Origin of the sequence: Roseinatronobacter monicus (assembly GCF_006716865.1) — a bacterium.
GTDB lineage: Bacteria > Pseudomonadota > Alphaproteobacteria > Rhodobacterales > Rhodobacteraceae > Roseinatronobacter > Roseinatronobacter monicus.
The window spans coordinates 103931-127154 of the sequence record NZ_VFPT01000006.1; the positions used below are offsets into that span (position 1 = coordinate 103931).

Here is a 23224-nt window from a genome sequence, read left to right on the forward strand (position 1 = left end):
CTGCGTTGACGCGCCATCTGGCTAGGCGGATATGGTTCAAATGTAGTCTCTACAAGACATCGGAGTCGACTCGATCATTGAGCGCAGCATTTCCAGCATGCCCATCTCCGCGCGATTGAAATGCGCTCGGGGGTTCCAGACGAGATGGATGTCGATTGCGGGTGGGTCCTCGTATGGCGGCAATCGCCAGAGCAGACCGTTTTTCTCGTCTGCGCGGGCGATATGCAGCGGCAGGCTGCCAACCCCCAGGCCACAGAAAATCAGCCGACGCACTTCTTCAAGACTGCTCGAGGTCGCAACCCGCTGCCCGTCGATATGTGCTGAAGCCCGCATCATGGCCACTGGCCGAAGGGCATCAGTCAGCCGATCCGTCTGAAAGGACACGAATGTCTCACCCCGTAGATCGCTAAGATCCAAACCGGTCTTGCCGAAAAGTTTGTGGCGAGGTCCGCAATAGAGGCCAAAATACTCGCGAAACATTGTTGCATACTGCAATTGCGGCAACCTTTTATGAACAAGGCAGATCCCAAGACTTGCACGTTTTTGCAAAACGGCCGTAGCCACATTAAGGCTCGTACTGACATCCATGGTGAAGGTGGCGCGTGGATGGCGCTGATGAAACTCGGTCAGGACTTCATCCAGATGTGGCGAGACAACATGGCTTGCCAACGCCATGGTGACGTGGCCCACAACCTCTTCGCCCTTGCGCCGCAAAAGCACTGGCAGGCGCGAAACGGTTCCGAAAATCTCGACCGCCCCCTGATAGAGCATATCCCCTTCTGGTGTGACCTCGAACCGACCGGGCTTGCGCACGATCAGTTTGCGCTCCAGCCGCTCTTCCAGGCGTCTCAGGGCGTTGGAGACAGTTGGCTGCTTGAGGCTCAGACGCTCTGCGGCGGCAGTGATCCCACGCTCCTCGACGATGACCAGATAGGTTCGCAGCAAATTCCAATCGAGATCGAAGGGCAGGCGTGAGGTGCGATCAGGGCGTGGATCAGACATTCATGAAACCTATGTTGAGAATTCTCATTATATATTTGCAGCATAGTTCGCTTCCTGCAATCCTGCAGATCAGACATCCACCACAATTGAACCGAAACGAAAGGGGAAACGTTGAAAACCTAGCAGGCGGGCCTGTCATTCTTGCCCTTGGCAACCTTGCCTTGGTCGCCACTGCATTCGCTGCTGCGCACCATCAGTCAACCGGATATGTTGCGAGTGGTGAGATCTGGTTCAAAGATACGCTGATCAATGCGCCGCTGCCGCATCAACTGCGACACCCAATTCCCATATGGCTTTCCGGCGGTCAGAAACAACGCATCGCTTGTGCGATGGCGACACAGACCAAAGAAGCCATGCACACACATCTGGCAGGTTCCAAGTGGAAAACAAGCCTTCTCATCTGTTCTACCAATCCAGAAATTCGCGCCCATTCCTTGACCGCGGAGAGGGCATCTACTTGTTCGATGAAAGCGGCAAGCGCTACATTGATGGCTCTTCCGGGGCGATGGTGTCGAATATCGGCCATTCCAATCCGCGTGTTCTGGCCAAGATGAAGGCCCAGATGGACAAGGCCACATTCGGCTACCGCCTGCATTTTCGCACCCATCCATCCGAAGAATTGGCCGCCAAGACCGTGGCGATGACACCCGAAGGTCTTGACCGGGTGTTTTTCGTGTCGGGGGGGTCCGAGGCGGTGGAAAGCGCGATAAAGCTTGCGCGGCAATATGCACTGACACAGGGGCGGAGGTCGCGCTACAAGGTCATTTCTCGCTTTCCGTCCTATCATGGCTGTACTTTGGGCGCGCTGGATCTGACCGGTTATGCCCCGTTGCGCGAACCTTTTGCCCCGATGATGGCTGGGATGCCCAAGATTGCCGCGCCGGCGACATATCTGGATCGGGACAACCTAACCGAAGAAGAGCGCGGGCTGAAATATGCCGAGCTCTTGCGCGACAAGATCGAGGAGTTGGGGCCGGATACCGTTTTGGCCTTCCTGATGGAGCCCATCGGTGGCGCTTCGACCGGGGCGCTGGTCGCGCCAGACAGCTACTATGTCCGCGTGCGCGAAATCTGCAACGAATACGATGTGCTGTTGATCTATGACGAGGTCATGACCGGCGCGGGCCGCACTGGCAAGTTCCTTGCTGCGGAACATTGGGGCATCACCCCCGATATTGTGGCCATGTCCAAGGGCTTTGGCGCGGGATATGCACCTTTGGGCGCCATCGTCGCCGGCGCGCGTCTGGTAGAGCCGGTTTTGGATGCGGGCGGGTTCCTGCATGGATTTACTTACGCCGGAAACCCTCTGGCCTGCTCCGCAGGACTGGCCGTGCTGGAAGAAATGGAAGATCTGGGCCTGATTGAGAATGCCGCACGTATGGGCGAGGTATTGATGGCCGAATTACGCGCATTGATGGACCGATACCCTTTCATCGGGGATGTTCGGGGCAAGGGATTGCTTACCGCGTTCGAATTTGTCGCTGACCGCGCCACAATGAAACCGCTGGACCCCAAGTTGAATGCCCATGAACGCCTTGTCGAATTGGCTTATGCACGAGGCTTGGTCATCTATTCGCGCCGTACGCGGGGTGGGGCGGCGGGTGACCATTTCCTAGTCGCGCCTCCGCTGATTATCACCCAAGCGCAGATCGAAGAGATGATGGCGATCTTGCGTGATGCTCTGGATGCATTTGCGGATGAAGTTGGATTACCGAAAGAGACCGCGGCATGAACCTTTCCGACAAGAGATGCGCCATTCAGGATGCGATCGGTGCAATCAAGGATGGTGATACGCTCATGATTGGTGGGTTTGGAGTGCCGGGCACGCCGATGACACTTATCCATGCTTTGGTGAACCATGGTGCCCGCAACCTGACCCTGATCAAGAACGACGCGAACGAGCCCGGCATGGGCATTGATCATCTTTTGCAAAGCGGTCAGGTCACGCGCTTGATTACCACCCACCTTGGGTTGAACGGCAATGCGATTGCTTTGATGAATTCGGGCAAGCTTGCGGTGGACTTCAATGCGCAGGGTATTCTTGCCGAACGCATCCGGGCCGGTGGCGCCGGGATCGGGGCGATCCTCAGCGATATAGGGATCGGAACGGAACTGGCGGATGGTAAACAGATGGTGGAGTTGCAAGGCACGTCATATTTAGTAGAGTCCGCCTTGCGTGCCGATGTGGCCTTGATCCATGCTGATCGCGCTGATTGCTTTGGCAATCTAGCTTTTGTTGGGACGGCCCGAAACTTTAATCCCCTTATGGCAACGGCCGCCCGTCGTGTCATTGTAGAAGCTGAACGGGTTCTGCCACTTGGACAGCTTTGTGCGGATGAAGTGCATACGCCTGGTGTATTTGTCGACCAAGTCGTCGAGCTTGGCAAATTGTCTGAGGAGTATGCAGTTGTTCGACGTTAGGGATCGCATGGTGGCTCGAGCCGCACGGGAAATCACACCGGGCATGGTGGTCAATTTGGGAATTGGCCTGCCGACAAAGGTGATCAACCACCTGCCTGTGGATTTTCCAGTTTGCTTGCATACAGAGAACGGCCTGACGGGGATCGGCCCGACCTTGCCCCCAGAAAAAGCTGACCGGAACCTGATCGATGCCGGTGGTGCTTATATATCGACAATTCCGGGTTCAGCCTTTTTTGACAGCGCCACCAGTTTTGCCATTGTACGGGCCGGTCGGCTTGACCTCACTATGCTTGGCGCGTTTGAAGTAAGCGCTGCAGGCGATCTGGCCAATTGGAAAATACCCGGAAAATTCAGCCCCGGCGTTGGGGGCGGAATCGAACTTGCGCAGAAAGCGCGGCGCGTCGTTGTTCTCACCACCCATACGGACCGTGCTGGAAACGCAAAGCTGAAGCAGAACTGTTCTCTGCCGCTGACGGCCCGCGCCTGTGTGTCACGAATTTTTACCGACATGGCAATGATCGATGTCACGGCGATTGGTTTTGTCCTTGTTGAAATTGCGGACGGGGTCAGCGTCGCGGACGTGGCCGCAGCAACCGACGCGCCGCTGCATGTGCCCGATGCGGCCCTGCCCAGATTTTGAGGATTATCATGCGTGAAGACCTGAAAAACCGCCTGTGTGAAGCGGTCGATCAAAAATTTGAGCGGCAGGTCGCTTTTCTGTCCGAGTTGACTTCACACCCGTCAACCCGTGGGAACGAGCAATCGGCACAGGGGTTCATGGCTGATGAACTAGCAACGCGCAGATACGAGATTGACCGTTGGCAGATCGACATTGCCGAGATCCAGCATCTGCCGGGTTTTTCGCCAGTGCTCGGCCCTTATGACGATGCGGTGAATGTCGTCGGGATTCATCGATCCAGAACGCAGCGAGGCCGGTCGCTAATACTGAATGGTCACATTGACGTCGTTCCTGCGGGACCGCTGGATATGTGGGACAACCCGCCGTTTGAACCTCAGGTCGCAGATGGTTGGCTTTACGGGCGCGGTGGCGGGGATATGAAGGCGGGTCTCGCGTCGAACCTCTTTGCGCTTGATGCGCTTGCCGCTTGCGGGCTTGCTCCGGGGGGTGATGTCTATTTCCAATCCGTGGTCGAGGAAGAATGCACCGGCAACGGCGCGCTTGCCTGTCTGGCGCGCGGATATACCGCCGACGCCGCTCTAATCCCGGAGCCATTTTCCGAACACCTGGTCACCGCGCAACTCGGTGTCATCTGGTTTCAGGTTCACCTCAAGGGGTTACCGACCCATGTCGCCTATGCCAGGACCGGCGCAAACGCGATCGAGGCAGCCTTTCCCTTGATCCACGCTTTGCACGAAATGGAGCATCGCTGGAACGCATCCGAAAAGCGGCCCGCCGAATACCGGCATATGGACCATGCGCTGAACCTCAATATCGGCAAGATCGTGGGGGGGGACTGGACAAGTTCCGTCCCTGCCTGGTGTGTGTTCGATGTGCGCATGGCAATCTTTCCGGGCCAGTCGATTGACGCCGCCAAGGCTGAAATCGAACAGGTGATCTTGGATGCGGCGCGCGATAACGCGTTCCTGCGGAATTCGCTACCAGAGATTGTCTATCACGGATTTCACGCAGAAGGATACGCCTTGTCCCGCGACAGCTCTGCGAACGCGGCCTCGGCCATTGCGGTACTGGACAAGGCGCATCATAGCGTCAGCGGAGTGGTCTTGCAGCGCGAGGCCATCACGGCCACCACCGATGCGCGCTTCTTCGGGCTTTATGCGGACATGCCTGCATTGGTCTATGGCCCACGCGCCGAAGCGATTCACGGTTTCAACGAACGTGTCGATCTGGAAAGCATGCGGCGCATCACCAAGGCAACCGCACTTTTCATAGCCGATTGGTGCAACACCGAAGAGGTTTAAGTCATGCGCGATGCTGTCATTGTTTCAACTGCCCGCACACCGATTGGCAAAGCCTATCGCGGGGCGTTCAATAATCTGGAAGTTCCCGGTTTAGCGTCTCATGCGATAAAGGCGGCGCTGGCGCGTGCCGGATTAAGCGGCGGCGAGGTCGAGGAGGCGGTTTTCGGCTCGGCCTTGACCCAAGGGTCCGCTGGTATCAACGTGGCCCGGCATATCGTTCAGGCTGCGGGCTTGCCTGACAGTGTGGCTGGCGTGACAGTCGACCGCCAGTGTGCATCGGGCCTGAACGCGATTGCCATCGCATCGCATATGGTGCGCTGTGAAGGTATAGACGTAACGCTGGCAGGTGGTGTGGACAGCATTTCGCTGGTGCAGAACGCGCATTGGAACAGCTATCGCTACCATGATCCCTCGGTGCGCGACGAATATTACCTTGGCATGCTCGACACAGCAGAACTCGTCGCCGAACGCTATGGCGTCAGCCGTGCGGATCAGGATACTTACGCACTGCAAAGCCAGATGCGCACGGCCAAGGCGCAGGAAGCCGGGCTGTTCGCGGACGAAATCGTTCCGGTCGATGCGGTCAGGCTGGTGACGGACAAGGCTACTGGAGAGACCCGTGAGGAGGCGGTGCGGCTTGAACGGGACGAATGCAACCGCCCCGGCACAACCCTAAAGGCCCTGTCAGCCCTCAGCGCGGTGAAAGGCGAAGGCATGACCGTTACGGCAGGCAATGCCAGCCAGTTGTCCGACGGCGCCGCAGCCTTGGTCGTCATGGAAGCGGCAGAGGCACAGCGTCGCGGGCTCGCGCCGCTTGGGGCGTTGCGGGGCATTGCCGTGGCCGGGGTCGCGCCTGAGGAAATGGGCATTGGCCCGGTCGTTGCCATCCCGCGCCTCCTGAAGCGCGCGGGCCTGTCCATAGACGACATTGATCTTTGGGAAATCAACGAGGCATTTGCGGCCCAGCTTCTCTATTGCCGCGATAAATTGTCGATCCCTGATGCGCGCCTGAACGTCAATGGCGGCGCCATCTCTATTGGCCACCCTTATGGCATGTCTGGTGCGCGCATGGCCGGGCATGTCCTCATGGAAGGACGTCGCCAGGGAGCGAAATGGGGCGTCATTTCCATGTGCGTTGGTGGCGGCCAAGGTGCGGCCGGATTGTTCGAAGTGTTCTGAAGCTATATCCGTGCAACAATGCCGGTGATCTGGGAGAAGCGTCAGGCATCTTCTCCCCTTCGGATTCCAGGCATGAAGCCGGTATGCGTGGGTGCGGACTGTCCGGGAATGTGGATCTGCCAGTCAATCCCGGTCGAGGTGAGGCGCGCGTGAAACTGGGCAACCGTGTTTTCGCCATCTGGGTCATCGGGGGCGGCGCGAAAGATGGGCAGGCCCGCGCCACCCGTGTCGTTCAGGATCGACAAAGGACCTGCGCCGCGCTGCAGCAGCTCACCCCCCCGACACAGACGGTCGCGCGACGAGTCGGTGATGCTCTGGCGCGACATGACTGGCCCGGCGCATTGCGCATGGTTACTGTGCAGCATCGGGTGCATGTTCTCGACCAGATGCACCTCGCCACCGCCAAAGCTGACCGACCAGATATCGCGTGCACCCATTTGGGCAATGGACAGATGGAACCCTCCGCTGGGCGGGGCGTCGCGCAACAGTTTGACCATTGCGTCACGATCGGCTGCCCCCAAAATCGCGCGCGCCAAGACCATCCGCGGGATTTCGGGCACGATCCCCAAGAGGCGAAGATTGTTGACCGCAATCACCAATCCCGCCGCCGTTACGGCGAAAGTGTGGCCCGGAATCGAGCCAGGATAGCAAAAGCTTGTGGCGATGGGCGCGCTATCGGGGCGCAGGTCCGAAATGAAGCAATGGCCCAAAAGCCCGGGCAATCCGTCCTCGTTATGCGCGATAACAGGTTCATCGCCGGGTAATTGCACAGTTGTGCAGCCATCGCCCAAACCCGCCAGCAGATCTCCCCGCGCGTTCCATGCAAAGACGGGATCAAAGGGCAGTTCCAACCCCTCGGCCAATGCTGCGATCTCGCTGTGGATTTCGGGAAACAGCGCGCGCGTGGCATCTGCCATCCGCCGTGCCGCAGGGGCCATATCAGGTGCCGTGACGCGGTGCCATAAGGACGACTGGCTGACGATCTGCGCAACGGCCTCACGCCCGGCACCCCCCAGCGTGTACCCGCGTTCGGCCGCATTACCGGCAACTTCTTGATGCCCCAGGCCCAAGGTAGTCGTCATAGGGTCACCTTGGAATGGCAACCGACCGTATGCCTGAAAGAATGAAAAACGTGCATTATGATATCCTGCCTCACGATGACGGGCACGCCGCCCCCGACCCGCCGCGCCACGCCCTCGATCCTGTCGGCGTCGCTGATCAGCTGCCAGTCACCCATTGACCCGCAATAGACCACGCCTGACATGCCAGAAGCGACCAGTGCCCCCTTGCGCACAAGTGCATCATGATCCGGGCTGTGATCGGATTTGCAGGGGGTCATCAGAGCGGGTAGGCAGCCATTCAGCATCTCTGTATTCATGCTGGTCTCGCTTCGATGCGCTTTCCCTCAGGGCAAATATACAGACTCAAACTTTGGATACAATATGCAATGCATTGGACTTCCGATCTCGCGCGGCACTGAATAAGAGAACAGCAGGAGTGAAAGACGATGAACATCCAGTCATATGACATCTCCAGGCAGGCATCGGCGGCAACGCTGATTTTCGACGCCATTCGTGAGGCAATCATCAAAGGGGACCTGACGCTGGGCGAGCCCTTGCGTCAGGAAGACATCGCACGCGCCTTCAATGTTAGCCGCATCCCGGTGCGTGAGGCATTATAGAAGCTCGAGCAGCACGGGCTGATCACCTCGCAACGCTACAAGGGGGCAGTGGTTGCGGGTCTGTCGCTGGAGGAGGCCAGTGAGATCTTCGAGTTCCGCGCCTTGCTGGAGCCAGAGGTCATACGCCGCGCCGTCCCGCAAATGTCGCCACAGGTTCTGGAAGAGGCGGCGCGCTGCTGCGAGGCGTTTGGTCGGGTAGATGACCCGATGCAATGGGGCGATCTGAACCGACGCTTCCATACGACGCTCTGGCCTGCCCTATCATCTGGAAGTGCTCAACAAGGCAATGGACCGGATCTACCCCTATCTGCGTGCGTAACTCTTGCTCAACGACGGGATGCAGCGCGCCAATCGCAAGCACCAGATGATCGTCGATGCCTGCAAATCCGGGCAAGCTGACATGGCCGCTGATCTGACCCGACAGCATATCCGCGGCGCACAAGAGTCGCTGTCGCGATACTGGCAGAAGTGACGCTGCACCGCATATGAATGGCCGCTTCGGTAAACACTGGGCGACAGACCGACCGGCAGCTATGGGCCGAACAGGTTGCTGCGCCTGCAAACAGCCTCGCCTCGCTGCGGGATGCATGAATATCGCTGATTGGGCTCATTTCGACATTGGCAAGCCCCGCAAGCGGGGCCAGGTTGCTGAGGCTGCGCCCCGAACCCTGACAGCCATTGCTTCCTGAACTAATGCGCCCTGCCCCGTCACTTCCAGAGCCGCGTCAGAACACTTGTCTCATGGTCGCCATGACTGACAGGTTTCGGCCCTGCGGGTCTGCATCCTTCTTGCAAGACCGTACCGCCAGAGGTTTATGCACGGCTTTTACGGGACAGTGGCCTGCCTCGTCGATCAGCCCATGGAAGATCATACAAAATAACTTTTGCAGCGACGGGCATGACGCGGATCACAAGGAAGGGCGAAGGGCGGTGACATAGGGAGGAGATATGTCACCGCCGAGTTTTGTCTGGCCTAAGGAGGAGAAGTGACCAGTCTGAAACTGGTTGCGCCTCTATTGGGAGTTTCTCAAGCCCGCAACCAGATTTGCCGCAGCGCAGCTTTGGTGGTTGTATTTTTAAAACGCCTGACTTGCGCCAGGCCTGTTGCGCGCTGCCCTTTTTTATTTGCCGCGCCTTGGGCGCGAAGACCTGCGGGGGATTTGGACAAGCCAAACGCCCCGCTTTGTTGCGCCGCGCAAGCGCGTCCGATCTGTGGGGACGCTGTCCCCCCCACGCAACCAGAAAATACTGCGCCGCCTACGGGGCCGTGTCCTCGACCTGGCGGTCTGCGGGCCGCACCACCCCCTTGTCGGCTGGATTTTCAAGTTGCGTGGCCCCCCCCCTGCGTTCGCCACGTGGCAGGGTTTCAGGAGAGGGGCCGCTACGCGGAACCTCACCAGAAACCCATGCCCGATTTTAAGGGCACCCCAGACCGAAGGCCCAGACCAAGGCGGGGATCGCTAGAAGGACACAAGACATGACAAAGTTTGATCTTTACGAGACCGTCACCACCGAAATCATCGCTTCTATTGAAGAGGGCACCCCCGCATGGCGCAAGCCGTGGACAGGTGAGGCAGGTGGCGCAGCTTTTCCTTTGCGCTCCAATGGCGAAGGCTATCGCGGAATCAATGTGTTGATGCTTTGGCTGGTCGCATCCAAGCGCGGATATCGTAGCGCCTATTGGTTCACATATCGCCAAGCGAAAGAGGCAGGCGCGCAGGTCAAGCGCGGCGCAAAGGGCGCAACCGTGGTCAAATATGGCACCGTTGCGCGCGAAGACGAGGCGACCGGCACAGAAAAGGCCATTCCCTACCTGAAATCTTACACGGTATTCAACGCCGAGCAAATCGAAGGTTTGCCCGCGTCATTCTATGGCATGGCAGCCGAGGAAGCGCGCGACCTTGGCACCAAGACGGACCCGGAGCTTGAGGCATTTTTTGCCGCAACCGGCGCAGAGATCCGCACCAGCGAAGACCCGCGCGCCTATTATGACCTGATCGAGGATTTTATCCATATGCCCCCTGTCAACACGTTCCACAGCGCCGCCGGATATTTTTCAACCCTTGCCCATGAAAGTTGTCATTGGACAGGCGCGTCAAATCGCCTTGACCGGTTCGAGAAATTCAACGACCGCAAGGCATATGCGTTTGAAGAACTGATCGCCGAGATCGGAAATTGCATGGTTTGCGCCCATCTTGGCCTGACCCCCGACTTTGGCCAATCAGGCGCTTATATCAAGGGCTGGTTGCGCTAATGGTGAGCTCATCATTAGCGCAATTATCGTGAGGACGGCATAATGCGGAGGAGAATTTCGTAGCCCGTTTGATTTCAATGTGTTGGGCTGGGGTGCGGTTGCCCTTGCTGCGCATTATTTGAGACAAGAGGCTCCCTTGGTTGACCCAAAAACCAAGGAGAACCAAATGTCATCATCGCAATCTGAGGAACTTTCCAAGCTTCGCGACACGCTGAGCCGTCAGCGCTATAGCCCTACTGTCATTCACAATTATTGCCTCTACGCGGGTCAATTCCTCGCTTATCTAGAAGAGCATGCGATTGACGTGCAGGACGTCACCCCGGACCTTGTCGCACGGTACCTGCGCCACGCAGTCCGGCAGTTCCAACTGGATCGCGGGCGCGCACCGGGGTCCAGCTGGGCATCAATCCCGCGGTCGGGCATTCACGCTTTGCTCCGCTCCGCTTTGTCAGAATGGCCGCCAGCGCCGCCTTCCATGACCGAAGCGGAGCGCTTCGCCCGCGATATCTGCGATCAGTATGAGCGATGGCTGCGGGCCGAACGCGGTCTCGCCGAGCCCTCGATCACGGCGCTGATGTGGGAGGCGCGCCATTTTTGCAAATGGCTCATCCAGCGAAATGGGAAAGCCGGTTTTGCCGATCTGAGCGTGCGCCACATCGATGCCTACATGGATATCAGGGCGCCTGGCCTGGCTCGCAAATCGCTCAAGGACGTGGCCGAACGGTTGCGTGGCTTCCTGCGACATCTACACCGGAGCAAGCTGCATCCGGATGATCTCTCGGGTCATGTGATTGCCCCGCTTCTCTACGCCTACGAGGGCATTCCGTCGGTCCTGACTGCGGATCAGATAACGGAGGTGCTTATACTTGCAGGGCAGGACAACTCGCCTTTGGGGTTGCGCGATCACGCGATCCTGCAGCTTCTTGCCAAGTATGGCCTTCGATCCGGTGAGGTCGGTCGCCTGCAGATCGAGGATATCAACTGGCGGTCGGATACCATTCGGGTGCATCGCTCCAAATCCAATGCCACGGCTGTGCTGCCCTTGATGGAATCCGTAGGGGAAGCGATCCTGCGTTACCTGCGGGACGGCCGTCCGGACACTGATATGCGCACCGTCTTCGTGAGAAGCCGTGCGCCTTATCAACCGATGACGGCAGGCGGCCTCTATGGTGTGGTCAAGCGACGTCTCGCAGTCGCCGGAATTGAACCGGTCGGCAAGCGTGGTCCTCATGTCTTCCGCCATGCCCGCGCGGTCAGCATGCTGAGGGCATCCACCCCGCGCAAGATCATTGGCGATGTGCTGGGCCATCGATCCCCGGAAGCGACAGCTCCCTATCTGAAGCTCGCCACCGAGGACTTGCGTTCGATTGCTATCAACCTTCCAGGTCTGGAGGTGAAGCAATGACGCGCTGGCCTGAAGATGGCGATGTGATCATCGAGAACTACATCGCCCAGCTTCCACTGCATTACGCGATAACGCCAATCTACTATCGCCAGGCGCTGAACAGCTTCTGGCAGGCGGTGTTGCGGTTTGGCGCAACCGACCAGCAAACACTTGAATACTGGCTGCGTGAGCGCGGTGAGGTCTGGGCCCATTCAACGGTGCAGAACCGCGCCCGGATTGTGGCCCGTTTCCTTGATACTCTGGCGGATGATGGAAGAATTACCAGCAACCCGATCTCCGACCTTCGCCGCAACTATAATGCCAGTAGCGACACCGGCGTTGTCAGGGCCTTGATGTCCCCCAATCCCGATCGGGCGCTCGAGGCATTGCGACAACCCCGACCCTACGCGAGTTCGTTGGGCGAGTTGATGCGCGACCATGTCGAGCGGATGCAGCGCCGGGGATATCGATATGAGGCGGCCGATGTCATTTGCCGCCGGTTCGACCGCTTTTTACAGCAAAGGCGCGATCTCGATGACCAGCCGCTGGAGATCATGCTCGAGCACTACCGCCGGGTAAAGGCGAACGCGAACCATCTGGCCGAATGCGAGAAATTGGCCCGTATCCTGAACAAGGTCCTGTGTCACGACGATCCATCACGGCCCGAAAGGCGACCGGACAACCGGCCAGTGAAGCAGGTTGCTCGCGGCTGGCGGCGTCCGCATATCTACAGCCCCGAGGACATCCAGAAACTGCTTGCAATCGCCCGGACCTACCCGTCGCCGCGCGCTCCTTCGCGTCCGATCAACCTCTACACGATGCTGGTTCTGACCTATTGCGCCGGATTGCGAATTGGCGAGATTGCAAGGCTGACACTTGGCGACGTTGACATGCAGGTGGGGAGCATCGCGATCCGGGAAACGAAGTTCTTCAAATCCCGCATCCTGCCGCTGTCGGAGAGCGCGATGGATGCCTTGTCTGCGCTTCTCAAGGCGCGGCAGGAGGCCAACGTCTCGCGTAGCCTTGACGCTGGCTTGTTCTGGCATGATCAGAATAACCGGCAGTACTGTCGGGCATCCATCAGCACCCACTTCGTCGCCATTCTGCGCATGGCTGGTTTGAAACCAGCCGCAGGCAAGATCGGGCCACGCATCCATGATCTGCGCCATACTTTCGTTGTTCACCGGATCCTCGACTGGTATCGGCAAGGCGTAAATCCGCAGGAAAAACTGCCGTATCTCGCCACGTACCTGGGCCATCGCGACATCAACTCAACCCTGGTTTACATCACCGTAACCCAGGAGCTGTTGCACGAAGCGAGTGAGAGGTTCCGGTCCTTCGCTTCGCCCGGTAATGCTGAACCGGTGGAGGTGACATCATGAAATCTGATCCGCTCCCACAGTTGCTGCGCATGTTCTTCACCGATTGGATGGTCCAGCAACGCAACGCGTCCCAACACACCGTCAAATCCTATCGGGATACCTGGCGGCTCTTTCTGCGTTTTGTCGCGGACCGGCGTGGCAAGCCGGTTGTTCGTCTGGCGCTGAGCGAATTGACCGCGGCAGAGGTCATCGCCTTCCTGCAATATCTTGAGATCGAACGCGGTGACACCATCGGTACCCGGAACTGCCGTCTTGCGGCCCTGCGCGGCTTCTTTGGCTTCGTGGCGACACGCGAACCGCAGCTCATGGCGCAATGCGCGGAGGTTTTGAACGTGCCGACGAAAAAAGCGCCGATCCGCGCGCCAGACTACCTTGAACCCGAAGAGGTGCAGGCGATCCTGGCGCAACCCGACCAGTCCACGTTGATCGGCCAGCGAGACCATACCTTGCTGTCGGTTCTATACAATACTGGCGCGCGTATCCAGGAAGCGCTCGACCTTTGCCCCCAGGCGATCAGGTTCGATGCTCCGGCCTGCGTGCGATTGTACGGGAAAGGCCGTAAAGAACGGATCAGCCCGCTTTGGCCGGAGACGGTCGCCTTGCTGAAGTCGCTGCTTGAGCGAACACCGAGGCCGGTCGATGCGCCACTCTTCGTGAACCGCTATGGCAAACCGCTGAGCGCCTCCGGCGTGCGGTTCAAGCTTGCGGAATATGTCCGGGCGGCTGAGAAGACCGTGCCAACCTTGGTGGCAAAACAAGTGACGCCACACAGCTTCCGGCACGCAACAGCCGTGCACCTGGTCGCCGCCGGCGTGGACGTCACGGTGATCCGCAGCTGGCTGGGTCATGTCAGCCTCGAGACCACAAACCACTACGCCCAGGCCAACTTGGAGACCAAACGCAAGGCGCTAGAGCGGGTCGAAAGACCAAAGACCGATAGTCCGCCATCGTGGCGGCGCGACGAGAGCGTGCTCGACTGGTTGGACACACTCTGACGCGCATCAAAGATAATGCGGAGGAAAAATGCGGGAAGTACCGAGAAACAAGGGGCTTGTCGGACGTCCTCCGCATTATGCCGTCCTCACGATAATTGCGCGCCTTGCAAGATGACAAGCGTCTGATCTTCAAAGCCGCCGCCGAAGCCCAGAAAGCCGCCGATTACTTGATGGACGCGCAGGCACAGCAGAACGAAGTACGCGCCGCAGCGTGATCAGGAACCAACAGGCCCGCCCCCAGAGCAAGGGGCGGGTTTTTTGCAAACCGAAGGGCCAGGGGGATGACCGCGCGCGCCCCGACCTGCGGGCGAGACGCGCGCGGCCCTGTGCCTACGCGGCACCTGCGGCCTGTGTCGCTTTTGCTCCACAGGCGACAATCGGCACCTTCATGATATGCCCCCCCTCGAACGATGTGGGCGGTATCAGCCAGCGCATCTCTGTTTCGCCGGTATTCCATTGATACAGAATGCCTATCTGTCTGTTAATAAGGCCTTCTTTCAGTTCATAAATGTCATGTGTTAGTTTCGCAGTCTGTTTCTTGTTCATGTCTTCCTCATGGTCAAAGCCGGATAGCAACCGCTATCCGGCCTGCCCTCTGGCGAAGACGGGGGTAGCAACGACAAGAAAAATCGACGGGGTTGGTGCGGCCCGCAGCGAAGCGAGGACACGGCCCTGTCTATTTTTCTTGGCGGCGCGAGGGGCTGGCCCCTTAGCTTGTGCAGCCGTGATCTGGTTGACTGTCTGGGGTCATATTCCAGCTTTGATCTTCTGTGCGGATGGTGAACGCGGCACCCGAAGATATCAAATCAAGCATTGCTGCCCATGTTTCGGGCGGTGCGATCCGCTTGAGCAGACTGTCAGCAATCAAGGACAACTCGACCTTTTGCGACGCACTCTCAAGCACCACCTGTCTTTCTACCGCATCCTGCTCAAATTCGAGCAGCAAATATTGTTGGGGATATTCATAAGCATTGTCCGGGTCGCAAACCAACGTGAGGCGTGCGCCCTCACCCTGAAGAGTATGCGCAACAATCCCGCGCGTCTCCATACGCTCCCATTCCATCGCATAAGCCGCGATGGGCATCACGCAGGTTGCTGCAATCAAAAGCGTCTTGCCCATCTCAGAGTGCTCTCTTCACTTTGGCGATGGCTTCATCAAGAGCAGGTATCCATGCCGAGGTGATTTGTCCGCGAACCAGCTCTGATAGTGGCAATGCGTCCAGAGGGTCTTTCGCCGCTTTGCGCAGCTTCACTATCGTGGCGGGCGCAACAGTAAAGTTCCACACTATGTGGTGCTGCTTCCAATAGGCTAAGTCGGGGGCCGCGACATATTCCTCGATGCGAGGGGTGGTTTTGCGCGCGGCCTTCATCGCCCCCTTCAAAATCAGGTCAATCCGATAACCTTCTTGCTCAAGCATCTCCAAGTCGGCCTGATGCCGTTCCAGTGGCATGAGCCTGAACGACGACCGAACGGCGTTTTTCGTATTGGTGGAATTATCATCTGACAGTTTTCGCGCCTCGCCCATGTCAGAGTGCTCTCTTCACTTTAGCGATGGCTTCATCAAGAGCAGGTATCCATGCCGAGGTGATTTGTCCGCGAACCAGCTCTGATAGTGGCAATGCGTCGAGAGGGTCTTTCGCTGCCGCCCGCAACTTTGCTATCGTATCATTCGTAACAGAAAAAGCCCATCTTACGTGGTGCTTCTTCCAATAGGCCAAGTCGGGCGGCGGGACATACTCCTCAATGCGGGGGGTGTTTTTCCGCGCGGCCTTCATCGCCCCCTTCAGAATAAGGTCAATCTGATAACCTTCTTGCTCTAGCATCTCCAAGTCAGCCCGATGCCGTTCCAGTGGCATGAGCCTGAACGTAGACCGAGCAACGTTTTCTGGGGCGGTGTCGATTGTGTGCGCAGATTTTTCCCGCACTGGCGCGGGCGGCGTGCTGCTTTCCGGTCCAGTGATTTTTTCCGCGCTGTTGTCTTCTCTCGCTTGAGGCGATTTCGGCCCTCTCGGTTTTGCGTCTTCCAGTGGAATGATCGGCTGCTGCTTTGGCAGCACTTTGAAGATAGCGTGCTCGTGGTCTGGGTCTGGCGCGAGAATTTTGGGCTTTTTCCGACCTGTCATGCTGCACTCTCCTCACCATCCTCGTCGCTCAACCCCCTCTTAAGCAATTCGACAAACAGAAACTTGGCTTCGTCGAGCGCTGCCTCGTAGGGTGCCGCCTGCCCTCGCTTCAGCCCATTGGGTGATGCTGCCAGCCGATTTGCGACTGGCCGCAACAGTCCCGAGACTTCCATGTTGGTATAGACTTTTCGTTCCTTCAGGAAATACGGGAACAGCGGGAATGACGCTTTGGCATCCTGGAAAATCTGTCGCTCGGTGGGGCCAAGCTTTAATCCACCCTCATGGGTCGCGACCTTGTTGATGATCACGAACAACCGCGCCAAAGCGCTCGCGTCGTCCACTCTTGCTGTCAGCTTGTCATACCATGCCACTGTTTTTGTAGTTGAGCGATAGTTGTGGCCGGTCAACATGCATGGTGTGACAATCAAATTTGCCTGAACCGCGATTTCATCAGCTTGCCGCCCCCCCACACCAGCGGTGTCAATGATTATGAAATCTACGCTTTGCCGCCGGAAGGCGTCGTCAATCGCAGCATCTAAATGATCGCTGTCCGGGGCGACTTTGCACGTCATGAATTCCGACCCGTTTCCGGCAGCTTCCGCGTCCTGTGCCCAGCCGGAGAGCGATCTTTGATCGTCCGTGTCAATAAGAAGGACGCTTTTACCCATGTCTGTAATTGCGGACGCGAGTGCGGAGCACAGGGTTGTCTTGCCGCTCCCGCCCTTGATGCCGATCACGGCTAATACGATCGGGTCTGCTGTCTGTTCTGCCATCGTCTTGCCCCTTCGTGTTCTGGTGTCGCTGAGCTTGCCGCCCATTGTATGATCTGCGTGCTAAATTATCCGCTCCCTGTTACTTAGTCCAGCGTTCCCCGAATAGCATTCGACATTTAGCATTTAGCGCGTAGCATCTGACATTAGGCATCTGGCATTTGAATCGCTGCTCGTAACATCTGGCATACAGCATTCGCCCTTCAGCATATAACGTGTAACATGTGGCATCTAGCATGCGCCTGATAGCATATGGCATCCCACATATGGCATACGCCCTTTGGCAAGTAGCATTTAGCAGTAGACATGTAGCATGCGCCATATAGCAACCGGCATATGGCATACGCCCTTTGGCATGTAGGATTTAGCATGTAGCATGCGCCGTATCACATTTGGCATATGAGCCCTTTTAAAGCCCACAGAGCTGCTTTTGGCTCGCTGCCTCCCAAGCCGCGAAGATAAGCAGTACCGCCCCTGAGCGCGCCCCTGAGCGCCTTTGGGGCACTGCTGTGCGGGCGGAGCGCCAATTCGCCGTTCTTCATCTCTGCTGCGCTTGAATTGACAACAAGGGGGCTTTGCAAGCCCTGATCCTTGTTGACGCTGGTTTGGTGAGGATGTAGTTAGATGTGTGTTGTATGGCAGGAAATGGTTATTGACTACACACACGATCAAAACTACTGGACGCAAGCCCCGCCTGTCGCAAAAGCAACAGGCTGCAGTCATTGCGCAGAAGCGTAAAGGGGCTGGCACAAAAGCCCTGGCAGAGCGCTTTGGGGTGAGTGAAGCCACAATCCGAAGGGTCGTTCGTGATGCCGGGGTGGCGCGCGTCGAGGCTAAAACCGACACCGCGATGGTCTCTGTGCGCGTGCCCCGCACTGATATCCGCGCCTTTGAGGCGATAATTTCAAAGCTTGGGTTTGAACAAAAGTCCGACGCGCTGCGCGCCTTCGTGCGTCATCCGGCTGGATTTCTGACGCCGGATGATGAACTTGTCGCTGCGCTTCGGGGGCTCGATCGCGCCTTTGTGGCCATTGGCACGAACGTCAATCAGATCGCGCGACGTCTCAATGACTTCCAGCTTCACCCGAAAGACCGCAAACTCACCAAGACTGACGCCGCGCTTCTCAAAGAATTACGGGATGACCTGAAAGCTGCGCGCGCGCAGATATCGGTCTTGAAAGCCGACAAAGCGCGGGATCGAGATGCCGCCTTCCGCGCCATCGTGTTGGGGGCACAAGATGGCACGGAATGATGCTGTTGCCGAGGTGACCGGCGCGCTGTTTGACGAGGGCTGGACGAAAAGCGCGGGCGGGCGTGGTGAGCAGAGCAAGCCCAGGGGCGGAGGGCGTGGTTCCCGCTTTGGGCGACAGCAGGAGATGGCCCGCGCGGCCAGTGGCAACCGGTCAATTGTCGTAAAGTTGGTGCGCGGCGGCGGCTGCGTGAACAGCAGGCAGCTTGGGAACCAACTCGAATATGTCACGGGCAAGGCCGATGTCGTTATCGAGTCCTCGGGCACATTGGAGCGGGAGGGGTCGCTGGCCCCCAGTGAGCTGCGCGAGGTCGTTGATCGCTGGTCAGATGATTGGAAAACCGCACCGAGAGCCGGCCATACCGCGCATCTGATTGTGTCATTCCCCCCGGAGACAGATGCGCGCGCTGTTCAGGGGATCACGCAGCGTTTCTGCGAGGAAATGTTCGAGGGCAAATACGACTTTGTGGCGGCGACCCATAGCGACCGCCATCACCCTCATGCGCATATCGTCGTCAATCGCCACAGCGAAGATCACGGGCTGTTCACGCTGCGTGCGGGCACAGAGCACAGCTATGAAAACTACAAGCAGGTGATCGCAGAGTTGGGGCGCTATCACGGGGTTGATCTTGAAGCCTCAACGCGGCTCGAGCGCGGCCATGTTCACCGCCCGGCGACCGATGCCGATTACCGCGATGGCCAGCGCGCCGAGCGACCCAGAACAGGGGCTGATCTTGAGTATGCCCAGAGTGTTATCGCGAAACACGCCCAGAACTATTCTGCGCTGGCGGCGCTTGCGCGCGGCATCTCGGCCATCGATCATACCAACTTCGAGGGCAAGGGTTCTGTCACATATACGCGGCTTGGTGATCTCGCCGAAAACCTCGACCGAGCTGGCGCTGATCTGACGGCGGGCCGGCCAATTATTCCCGAAAATTACGGAGGTATTCCAGTGGAGCAGACAGAACGGTTTAATGACGCGCTTCAGCGTCTTGAGAGGGCGCTGGATGATGCTGATACAAAGATGGAACAGGCGACGCCTGCTGAAAGGCCGACCTTGGAGGCGCGGCTGAACGAAGCCCACGCCATCTTGAATAAGGCATTGCCCGAGAGCCAGCGTGTGGAAGACTATGAGGCGCGGGCCAGTGATCTGGGTATTTATGCCAAAGATAACGCAGAGATCGCAGCCGCCAATATCGAAGCATCAGGTGACACGGCTTTGCGCGAGGTCGTCAAGGATACCGGCTTGGACGCCGATGAAATAATTGAGCGCCTGAAGGCAGGTGCACCCAACGCTGCGCTCGAACAGCAATGGACGCTCTGTGATATTAAAGTCATCGCAGAACGCGATGGGCTGGATTTGTCTGATCCGCAAGATCTCGATACCGCAGTGGAAAAGCTGGATGACATCTATGATCGCATCAGCGATGCGACCGGTATGGAGTTGACAACAGAACAGCTTGAGGCCGTCCGGCACAGAGACATCTCTGCGCAAAATATCAGCGCCTCTCGCAACGGCGATGTTGCAGCCACCAGTATTTCAGAAGAGGGCAGGCAGCTTGAACCCCTGGATACGCCCGCATCCTATTATGAACGCTTTGTCGTCACCAAGGATGCCGACAAGCAAGAGTTCTACCGCAACTATAATGATGAGCGCCCCGCCTTTGTGGATGAGGGCAGTTCCCTGTCCACAAAGGCGTGCGACAAGGCCACGGCGCTTGATATGGTTAATCTTGCCGCGCATCGCGGATGGGAGTCGATGAAGGTCTCTGGCCCGCAGGACTTCCGGCGCGAAGTCTGGATTGAGGGGGCCGCGAAAGGGATCACAGTCGAAGGTTACAAGCCGAACGAGCGCGATATCGAAGAAGCGGCGCGGCGGGGCGATCTCGAACGGGCACGAACAGTGACCCGCACGGATACACCGGTTTCCGAGCGGGGCACCGGCGCTGATCGTAACACGTCCGCGCAATCCGCCACCAAGCAGACGCCCGAAGCGATCAACTATGCTCAAGGGGTGCGCGGTGAAGTCGTCGCGCATGGCGAAGCTCCCTATAAGAATGAGAAAGACGCGGCGGAGTCCTACTTTGTGCGCCTTCGTCTGGAAGACGGACGCATGCATGACGTATGGGGCAAGGGTCTTTCAGAAGTTGCCAACGACAACAATATCAAGGCTGGCGACAAGATCACGCTAACGTCCACTGGAACGCAGCAAGTCACTTTCACAGAGCGCGATCCTAGGACCGGCGATGTCGTCAAGCATGATGCGATGCGCCGTTCTTGGGATGTCAGCGACATCCAGCGCGGACTTGTCGCCGCAACCACGGTGACGGCTGCGACTGCAGGTGTGGCTCTTGTCGCGGCCAAATCCGATCTCGCAAAAATGCCATCACCCGCTGACGCCGAGGATGCAGCGAAATACAAACAAGCCGTTGAAGAACGGCTCACCCCCGACGAATTGGCGCGGCTCAAGGAGGGCGATGTTTCTGCCCTTGATGGTGTAGGGACCGACAGCCAACAGCTTCGCGTCGCGCATGATTACCTGAAGGCAGACGGTCAATCCCCCGAAGCCCTGAAACAGGTTTCCGAAGCATATAGAGAAGATTTGGCTGCGCGACGCGCGCAAGACAGAGGTATCGATCATGGGTAAAGGAAAACTGTTCATCGGTATCGCGCTCTTCGCGCTTCTCGGAGTGGCCTTGGGCTACATCATTGCCACTGGCTATATCAACGTGAAGATCTATGGCTTCGCGGCAGCGCAATCCGTGGATTGGACTCTGCTATGGGATCAGCGCGACGCACTCCGGCTTCACCATAGCAACGCGTGGCAAGTCATCCAGTTCATCTTCCTGTTCTCAATTCTGGGAGCGATGCTGGCTGGCTCGTTCCTGGTCCATGAGGGACTGACGCGCTTTGGTGAAACCCATTGGCAAACCAAGCGCGAATTGAAGAAAAACGGTTTCTTCGAGAAGCCGGGGCAGGGCTTTCTGCTTGGAAAAATGGGCGCGCCCAAATCCGACGCCAAGTATCTTTGCTCGACGGCCTTCCCGCACTGTCTTATTGTCGCGCCGACAGGGCGGGGCAAGGGCACCGGCTTCGTGATCCCGAACCTTCTGACCTATGTAGGCTCTGCGGTTGTCCTCGATGTGAAGGGCGAAAACTTCGACAAGACCTCGCGCAAGCGGTTGTCGCGCGGCGATCAAATCTGGAGATTTGCGCCTGTTGACTGGGATAAACCCACGCATCGCTACAATCCGCTATTGCGCATCGCCAAACTGAAGAACCCGGATCAGCGCCAGATGGAGTTGCGCAAGACCGCCAATCTGTTCCTGCAAGCAGAAGGTGATAACGCCAAAGGTCTTCTGGAAGGCGGGATCGATCTCTTTGTCGCCTGCGGCATCCTTGCCATGGAGCAAGGATCGCCTACTATCGGAAAGATTTACCGTCTGGCAGCGTCGGGGGGCAATAAGAATGAGCAGTATGCGATGTATGCCGAGCAGGTTCAGAGCGAGCCTGCGAAACTTATTTTCCAGCGCATGGCATCCACGAATGACAGAACGCTCACATCCTATCTGTCTCTTCTCATGACTTCCGGCCTGAGCGCGTGGGACAACCCGACGATTGATCGTGCCACATCGGCATCCGACTTTGATTTCTCGACCTTCCGCGAAACGTCGCAGACCGTTTATTTGGTCGTATCTCCTGACGACGTCAAACCATTGGCGCCGCTCATCCGGTTGTTTTTCTCTGATCTGATTGCGTGCTTGCAACACCATGAGCCGCGCGAAGACGAGCCTTGGCCGGTCATGATCATGCTCGACGAATTTGACAAGCTGGGCAAAATGCCCATCGTGGCGGAAAGTATCAAAACCCTGCGATCATACGGCGGGAACCTAGCGATCATCACCCAAACCATCCCTGCGTTGGATGAAATCTATGGAGAAAACACACGGCTGTCGTTGCAAGGGGGGGCTGGGGTCAAGCTCTATATGACACCATCGGAAAAGCGCACGACAACAGAACTCAGCGAGAGTGTCGGCATGACCACGAAACGGGTTGTTTCGCGCTCGCGCGGTTTGGGCCGTGGCGTCTTCAATGCAAATATCAGCGAGCGCACGGAAGAGCGTCCGCTGCTCACCGAAGATGAATCCGCGCGGCTCAGCCTCGACGATATTATTCTTGTCATTGACGGACAGCATCCGGCCCGCGCCAAACGCATCAAATACTTCGAAGACCTCAAGCTCGGCCCTATATTCGAGCGCCAGACAGGTCCATACCCATACCCTCTTGGCGATACCGACGTGGTGGCCGTCGCTGACCTCGATAAATACGTGGCGGCTGCCGTTGCGCACCAGACTGCCAGCCTCATCGCCGTGCATCAGGCCGAGGCAAAGAAACAAGCCGCGACGCCTTTGCCATTACCCGAAGTCACTGTTCGTCGTGGCCGCATGGTCATGTCGAAGGCCGATATTGAAAAGCTGCTGCAAGTGGAAGTCGTACATGACGATCCGCCAGACGTCAGACTGCCATTGAAGCGTGGACGGAACCAAACCAAGGCCATCATTGCAGATATGCAGTCGAAGGTATCCAAAACCTCCGAAAATATCGAGAAAATAGAATACGCAATCAACACCTTGGAAGAATCCGACAATGCCGCATAACGACAAGAGAGAGGTATCCATGAGCAAATCCACTCGCACCCAAAATTCGCCGTGCTAGGCGAAGAAATCTTTCATCCGCAGCGCCAGGGGTAGATTACGGCTGAGTGCAGGACCAGACAGGTCGAAAAGGCACCGGACGCTGAGGCCAGGGAAAACCAGCTGCGCCTGCGCCCATGTCATGGGC

22 protein-coding genes and 2 pseudogenes are annotated in these 23224 nt (G+C 57.8%); 16 read left to right on the forward strand and 8 right to left on the reverse strand.

Going from position 1 to position 23224, the window contains the following annotated elements:
• Positions 1–36 precede the first annotated feature (36 nt).
• On the reverse strand, positions 37–1002 hold the full coding sequence (locus BD293_RS22185; RefSeq protein WP_142085964.1) for a LysR family transcriptional regulator: 966 nt from the start codon (positions 1000–1002) through the stop codon (positions 37–39).
• A 2-nt stretch (positions 1003–1004) separates the two neighbouring features.
• Between BD293_RS22185 and BD293_RS23290 the strand changes: the two genes are divergently transcribed.
• The 6 genes from BD293_RS23290 to BD293_RS22210 are packed head-to-tail and all read left to right on the forward strand — an operon-like array spanning position 1005 to position 6543.
• Positions 1005–1556, forward strand: coding sequence for an ATP-binding cassette domain-containing protein (locus BD293_RS23290; protein WP_246086456.1), 552 nt, complete (start codon positions 1005–1007; stop codon positions 1554–1556).
• Positions 1454–2734, forward strand: a complete 1281-nt coding sequence (locus BD293_RS22190; RefSeq protein ID WP_246086455.1) for an aminotransferase family protein — start codon at positions 1454–1456, stop codon at positions 2732–2734. Before BD293_RS23290 ends, BD293_RS22190 begins: the two co-directional genes overlap by 103 nt.
• On the forward strand, positions 2731–3423 hold the full coding sequence (locus tag BD293_RS22195) for a CoA transferase subunit A (RefSeq protein ID WP_142085966.1): 693 nt from the start codon (positions 2731–2733) through the stop codon (positions 3421–3423). Before BD293_RS22190 ends, BD293_RS22195 begins: the two co-directional genes overlap by 4 nt.
• A complete protein-coding gene (locus BD293_RS22200; protein ID WP_211841118.1) occupies positions 3404–4063 on the forward strand; it encodes a 3-oxoacid CoA-transferase subunit B in 660 nt (219 codons plus the stop codon). The genes BD293_RS22195 and BD293_RS22200 overlap by 20 nt, the downstream gene beginning before the upstream one ends.
• A gap of 8 nt (positions 4064–4071) precedes the next feature.
• Positions 4072–5364 carry an ArgE/DapE family deacylase gene (locus tag BD293_RS22205; protein ID WP_142085967.1) on the forward strand — a complete coding sequence of 431 codons (1293 nt, stop codon included), beginning with the start codon at positions 4072–4074 and terminating at the stop codon, positions 5362–5364.
• Between the two features lie 3 nt (positions 5365–5367).
• Positions 5368–6543, forward strand: a complete 1176-nt coding sequence (locus BD293_RS22210; RefSeq protein WP_142085968.1) for a thiolase family protein — start codon at positions 5368–5370, stop codon at positions 6541–6543.
• A gap of 41 nt (positions 6544–6584) precedes the next feature.
• Here the strand turns inward: BD293_RS22210 and BD293_RS22215 are convergent, their stop codons facing one another.
• Both BD293_RS22215 and BD293_RS22220 read right to left on the reverse strand, forming a co-directional pair.
• The gene (locus BD293_RS22215; protein WP_142085969.1) at positions 6585–7625 is read right to left on the reverse strand and encodes a C45 family autoproteolytic acyltransferase/hydrolase; all 1041 of its coding nucleotides are present in this window, start codon (positions 7623–7625) and stop codon (positions 6585–6587) included.
• Positions 7626–7696: 71 nt separating this feature from the next.
• A pseudogene (locus BD293_RS22220) lies at positions 7697–7921 on the reverse strand (dihydrodipicolinate synthase family protein); the annotation flags it as partial.
• A 129-nt stretch (positions 7922–8050) separates the two neighbouring features.
• Between BD293_RS22220 and BD293_RS23480 the strand changes: the two are divergent.
• The 7 genes and pseudogenes from BD293_RS23480 (at position 8051) to BD293_RS22245 (ending at position 14239) form a co-directional block, all read left to right on the forward strand.
• A complete protein-coding gene (locus BD293_RS23480; protein WP_246086451.1) occupies positions 8051–8224 on the forward strand; it encodes a GntR family transcriptional regulator in 174 nt (57 codons plus the stop codon).
• 141 nt (positions 8225–8365) lie between these two features.
• Positions 8366–8413: pseudogene (locus tag BD293_RS23485) on the forward strand (hypothetical protein); the annotation flags it as partial.
• 133 nt (positions 8414–8546) lie between these two features.
• The gene (locus BD293_RS23490) at positions 8547–8696 is read left to right on the forward strand and encodes an FCD domain-containing protein (RefSeq protein WP_342781423.1); all 150 of its coding nucleotides are present in this window, start codon (positions 8547–8549) and stop codon (positions 8694–8696) included.
• Between the two features lie 1005 nt (positions 8697–9701).
• Complete coding sequence (locus BD293_RS22230; protein ID WP_142085970.1) at positions 9702–10478, forward strand: ArdC family protein; 777 nt, start codon at positions 9702–9704, stop codon at positions 10476–10478.
• A gap of 136 nt (positions 10479–10614) precedes the next feature.
• Positions 10615–11883, forward strand: a complete 1269-nt coding sequence (locus BD293_RS22235) for a site-specific integrase (protein ID WP_246086452.1) — start codon at positions 10615–10617, stop codon at positions 11881–11883.
• Positions 11880–13244 carry a tyrosine-type recombinase/integrase gene (locus BD293_RS22240; RefSeq protein WP_142084816.1) on the forward strand — a complete coding sequence of 455 codons (1365 nt, stop codon included), beginning with the start codon at positions 11880–11882 and terminating at the stop codon, positions 13242–13244. The genes BD293_RS22235 and BD293_RS22240 overlap by 4 nt, the downstream gene beginning before the upstream one ends.
• Positions 13241–14239, forward strand: coding sequence for a site-specific integrase (locus tag BD293_RS22245; RefSeq protein WP_246086387.1), 999 nt, complete (start codon positions 13241–13243; stop codon positions 14237–14239). Before BD293_RS22240 ends, BD293_RS22245 begins: the two co-directional genes overlap by 4 nt.
• Before the next feature lie 330 nt (positions 14240–14569).
• Here the strand turns inward: BD293_RS22245 and BD293_RS22250 are convergent, their stop codons facing one another.
• The 5 genes from BD293_RS22250 to BD293_RS22270 all read right to left on the reverse strand — a co-directional run bounded on the left by BD293_RS22250 (position 14570) and on the right by BD293_RS22270 (position 17136).
• Positions 14570–14785 carry a hypothetical protein gene (locus BD293_RS22250; protein WP_142085971.1) on the reverse strand — a complete coding sequence of 72 codons (216 nt, stop codon included), beginning with the start codon at positions 14783–14785 and terminating at the stop codon, positions 14570–14572.
• 163 nt (positions 14786–14948) lie between these two features.
• Positions 14949–15359 (reverse strand): hypothetical protein, encoded by a 411-nt coding sequence (locus tag BD293_RS22255; RefSeq protein WP_142085972.1) that lies wholly within the window; start codon positions 15357–15359, stop codon positions 14949–14951.
• A 1-nt stretch (position 15360) separates the two neighbouring features.
• Entirely contained in the window at positions 15361–15765 is a 405-nt protein-coding gene (locus BD293_RS22260) for a hypothetical protein (RefSeq protein ID WP_142085973.1), read from the reverse strand.
• Between the two features lies 1 nt (position 15766).
• Positions 15767–16363: a hypothetical protein gene (locus BD293_RS22265; RefSeq protein ID WP_142085974.1), complete on the reverse strand. Its 597-nt coding sequence runs from the start codon at positions 16361–16363 to the stop codon at positions 15767–15769.
• Positions 16360–17136 carry a ParA family protein gene (locus tag BD293_RS22270; protein WP_170207301.1) on the reverse strand — a complete coding sequence of 259 codons (777 nt, stop codon included), beginning with the start codon at positions 17134–17136 and terminating at the stop codon, positions 16360–16362. The genes BD293_RS22265 and BD293_RS22270 overlap by 4 nt, the downstream gene beginning before the upstream one ends.
• Before the next feature lie 625 nt (positions 17137–17761).
• Here BD293_RS22270 and BD293_RS22275 point away from each other — a divergent pair.
• From BD293_RS22275 to BD293_RS22285, 3 genes are read left to right on the forward strand one after another with little or no spacing between them, the layout of a single operon-like run.
• The gene (locus tag BD293_RS22275; RefSeq protein ID WP_342781424.1) at positions 17762–18385 is read left to right on the forward strand and encodes a helix-turn-helix domain-containing protein; all 624 of its coding nucleotides are present in this window, start codon (positions 17762–17764) and stop codon (positions 18383–18385) included.
• A complete protein-coding gene (locus tag BD293_RS22280; RefSeq protein ID WP_170207302.1) occupies positions 18372–21029 on the forward strand; it encodes an LPD7 domain-containing protein in 2658 nt (885 codons plus the stop codon). Before BD293_RS22275 ends, BD293_RS22280 begins: the two co-directional genes overlap by 14 nt.
• On the forward strand, positions 21022–23040 hold the full coding sequence (locus BD293_RS22285; protein ID WP_142085978.1) for a type IV secretory system conjugative DNA transfer family protein: 2019 nt from the start codon (positions 21022–21024) through the stop codon (positions 23038–23040). Before BD293_RS22280 ends, BD293_RS22285 begins: the two co-directional genes overlap by 8 nt.
• Positions 23041–23224: the final 184 nt, after the last annotated feature.

Excerpts from the sequence above, each read along its gene's own strand:
- BD293_RS22240 (WP_142084816.1), top strand. The coding sequence starts at position 11,880 with ATGACGCGCTGGCCTGAAGATGGCGATGTGATCATCGAGAACTACATC.
- BD293_RS22250 (WP_142085971.1), bottom strand. The coding sequence starts at position 14,785 with ATGAACAAGAAACAGACTGCGAAACTAACACATGACATTTATGAACTG.
- BD293_RS22200 (WP_211841118.1), top strand. The coding sequence starts at position 3,404 with ATGCAGTTGTTCGACGTTAGGGATCGCATGGTGGCTCGAGCCGCACGG.
- BD293_RS22245 (WP_246086387.1), top strand. The coding sequence starts at position 13,241 with ATGAAATCTGATCCGCTCCCACAGTTGCTGCGCATGTTCTTCACCGAT.
- BD293_RS22195 (WP_142085966.1), top strand. The coding sequence starts at position 2,731 with ATGAACCTTTCCGACAAGAGATGCGCCATTCAGGATGCGATCGGTGCA.
- BD293_RS22285 (WP_142085978.1), top strand. The coding sequence starts at position 21,022 with ATGGGTAAAGGAAAACTGTTCATCGGTATCGCGCTCTTCGCGCTTCTC.
- BD293_RS22255 (WP_142085972.1), bottom strand. The coding sequence starts at position 15,359 with ATGGGCAAGACGCTTTTGATTGCAGCAACCTGCGTGATGCCCATCGCG.
- BD293_RS22260 (WP_142085973.1), bottom strand. The coding sequence starts at position 15,765 with ATGGGCGAGGCGCGAAAACTGTCAGATGATAATTCCACCAATACGAAA.
- BD293_RS22230 (WP_142085970.1), top strand. The coding sequence starts at position 9,702 with ATGACAAAGTTTGATCTTTACGAGACCGTCACCACCGAAATCATCGCT.
- BD293_RS22265 (WP_142085974.1), bottom strand. The coding sequence starts at position 16,363 with ATGACAGGTCGGAAAAAGCCCAAAATTCTCGCGCCAGACCCAGACCAC.
- BD293_RS22210 (WP_142085968.1), top strand. The coding sequence starts at position 5,368 with ATGCGCGATGCTGTCATTGTTTCAACTGCCCGCACACCGATTGGCAAA.
- BD293_RS22205 (WP_142085967.1), top strand. The coding sequence starts at position 4,072 with ATGCGTGAAGACCTGAAAAACCGCCTGTGTGAAGCGGTCGATCAAAAA.
- BD293_RS22185 (WP_142085964.1), bottom strand. The coding sequence starts at position 1,002 with ATGTCTGATCCACGCCCTGATCGCACCTCACGCCTGCCCTTCGATCTC.
- BD293_RS23480 (WP_246086451.1), top strand. The coding sequence starts at position 8,051 with ATGAACATCCAGTCATATGACATCTCCAGGCAGGCATCGGCGGCAACG.
- BD293_RS22215 (WP_142085969.1), bottom strand. The coding sequence starts at position 7,625 with ATGACGACTACCTTGGGCCTGGGGCATCAAGAAGTTGCCGGTAATGCG.
- BD293_RS23290 (WP_246086456.1), top strand. The coding sequence starts at position 1,005 with ATGAAACCTATGTTGAGAATTCTCATTATATATTTGCAGCATAGTTCG.
- BD293_RS22270 (WP_170207301.1), bottom strand. The coding sequence starts at position 17,136 with ATGGCAGAACAGACAGCAGACCCGATCGTATTAGCCGTGATCGGCATC.
- BD293_RS22280 (WP_170207302.1), top strand. The coding sequence starts at position 18,372 with ATGGCACGGAATGATGCTGTTGCCGAGGTGACCGGCGCGCTGTTTGAC.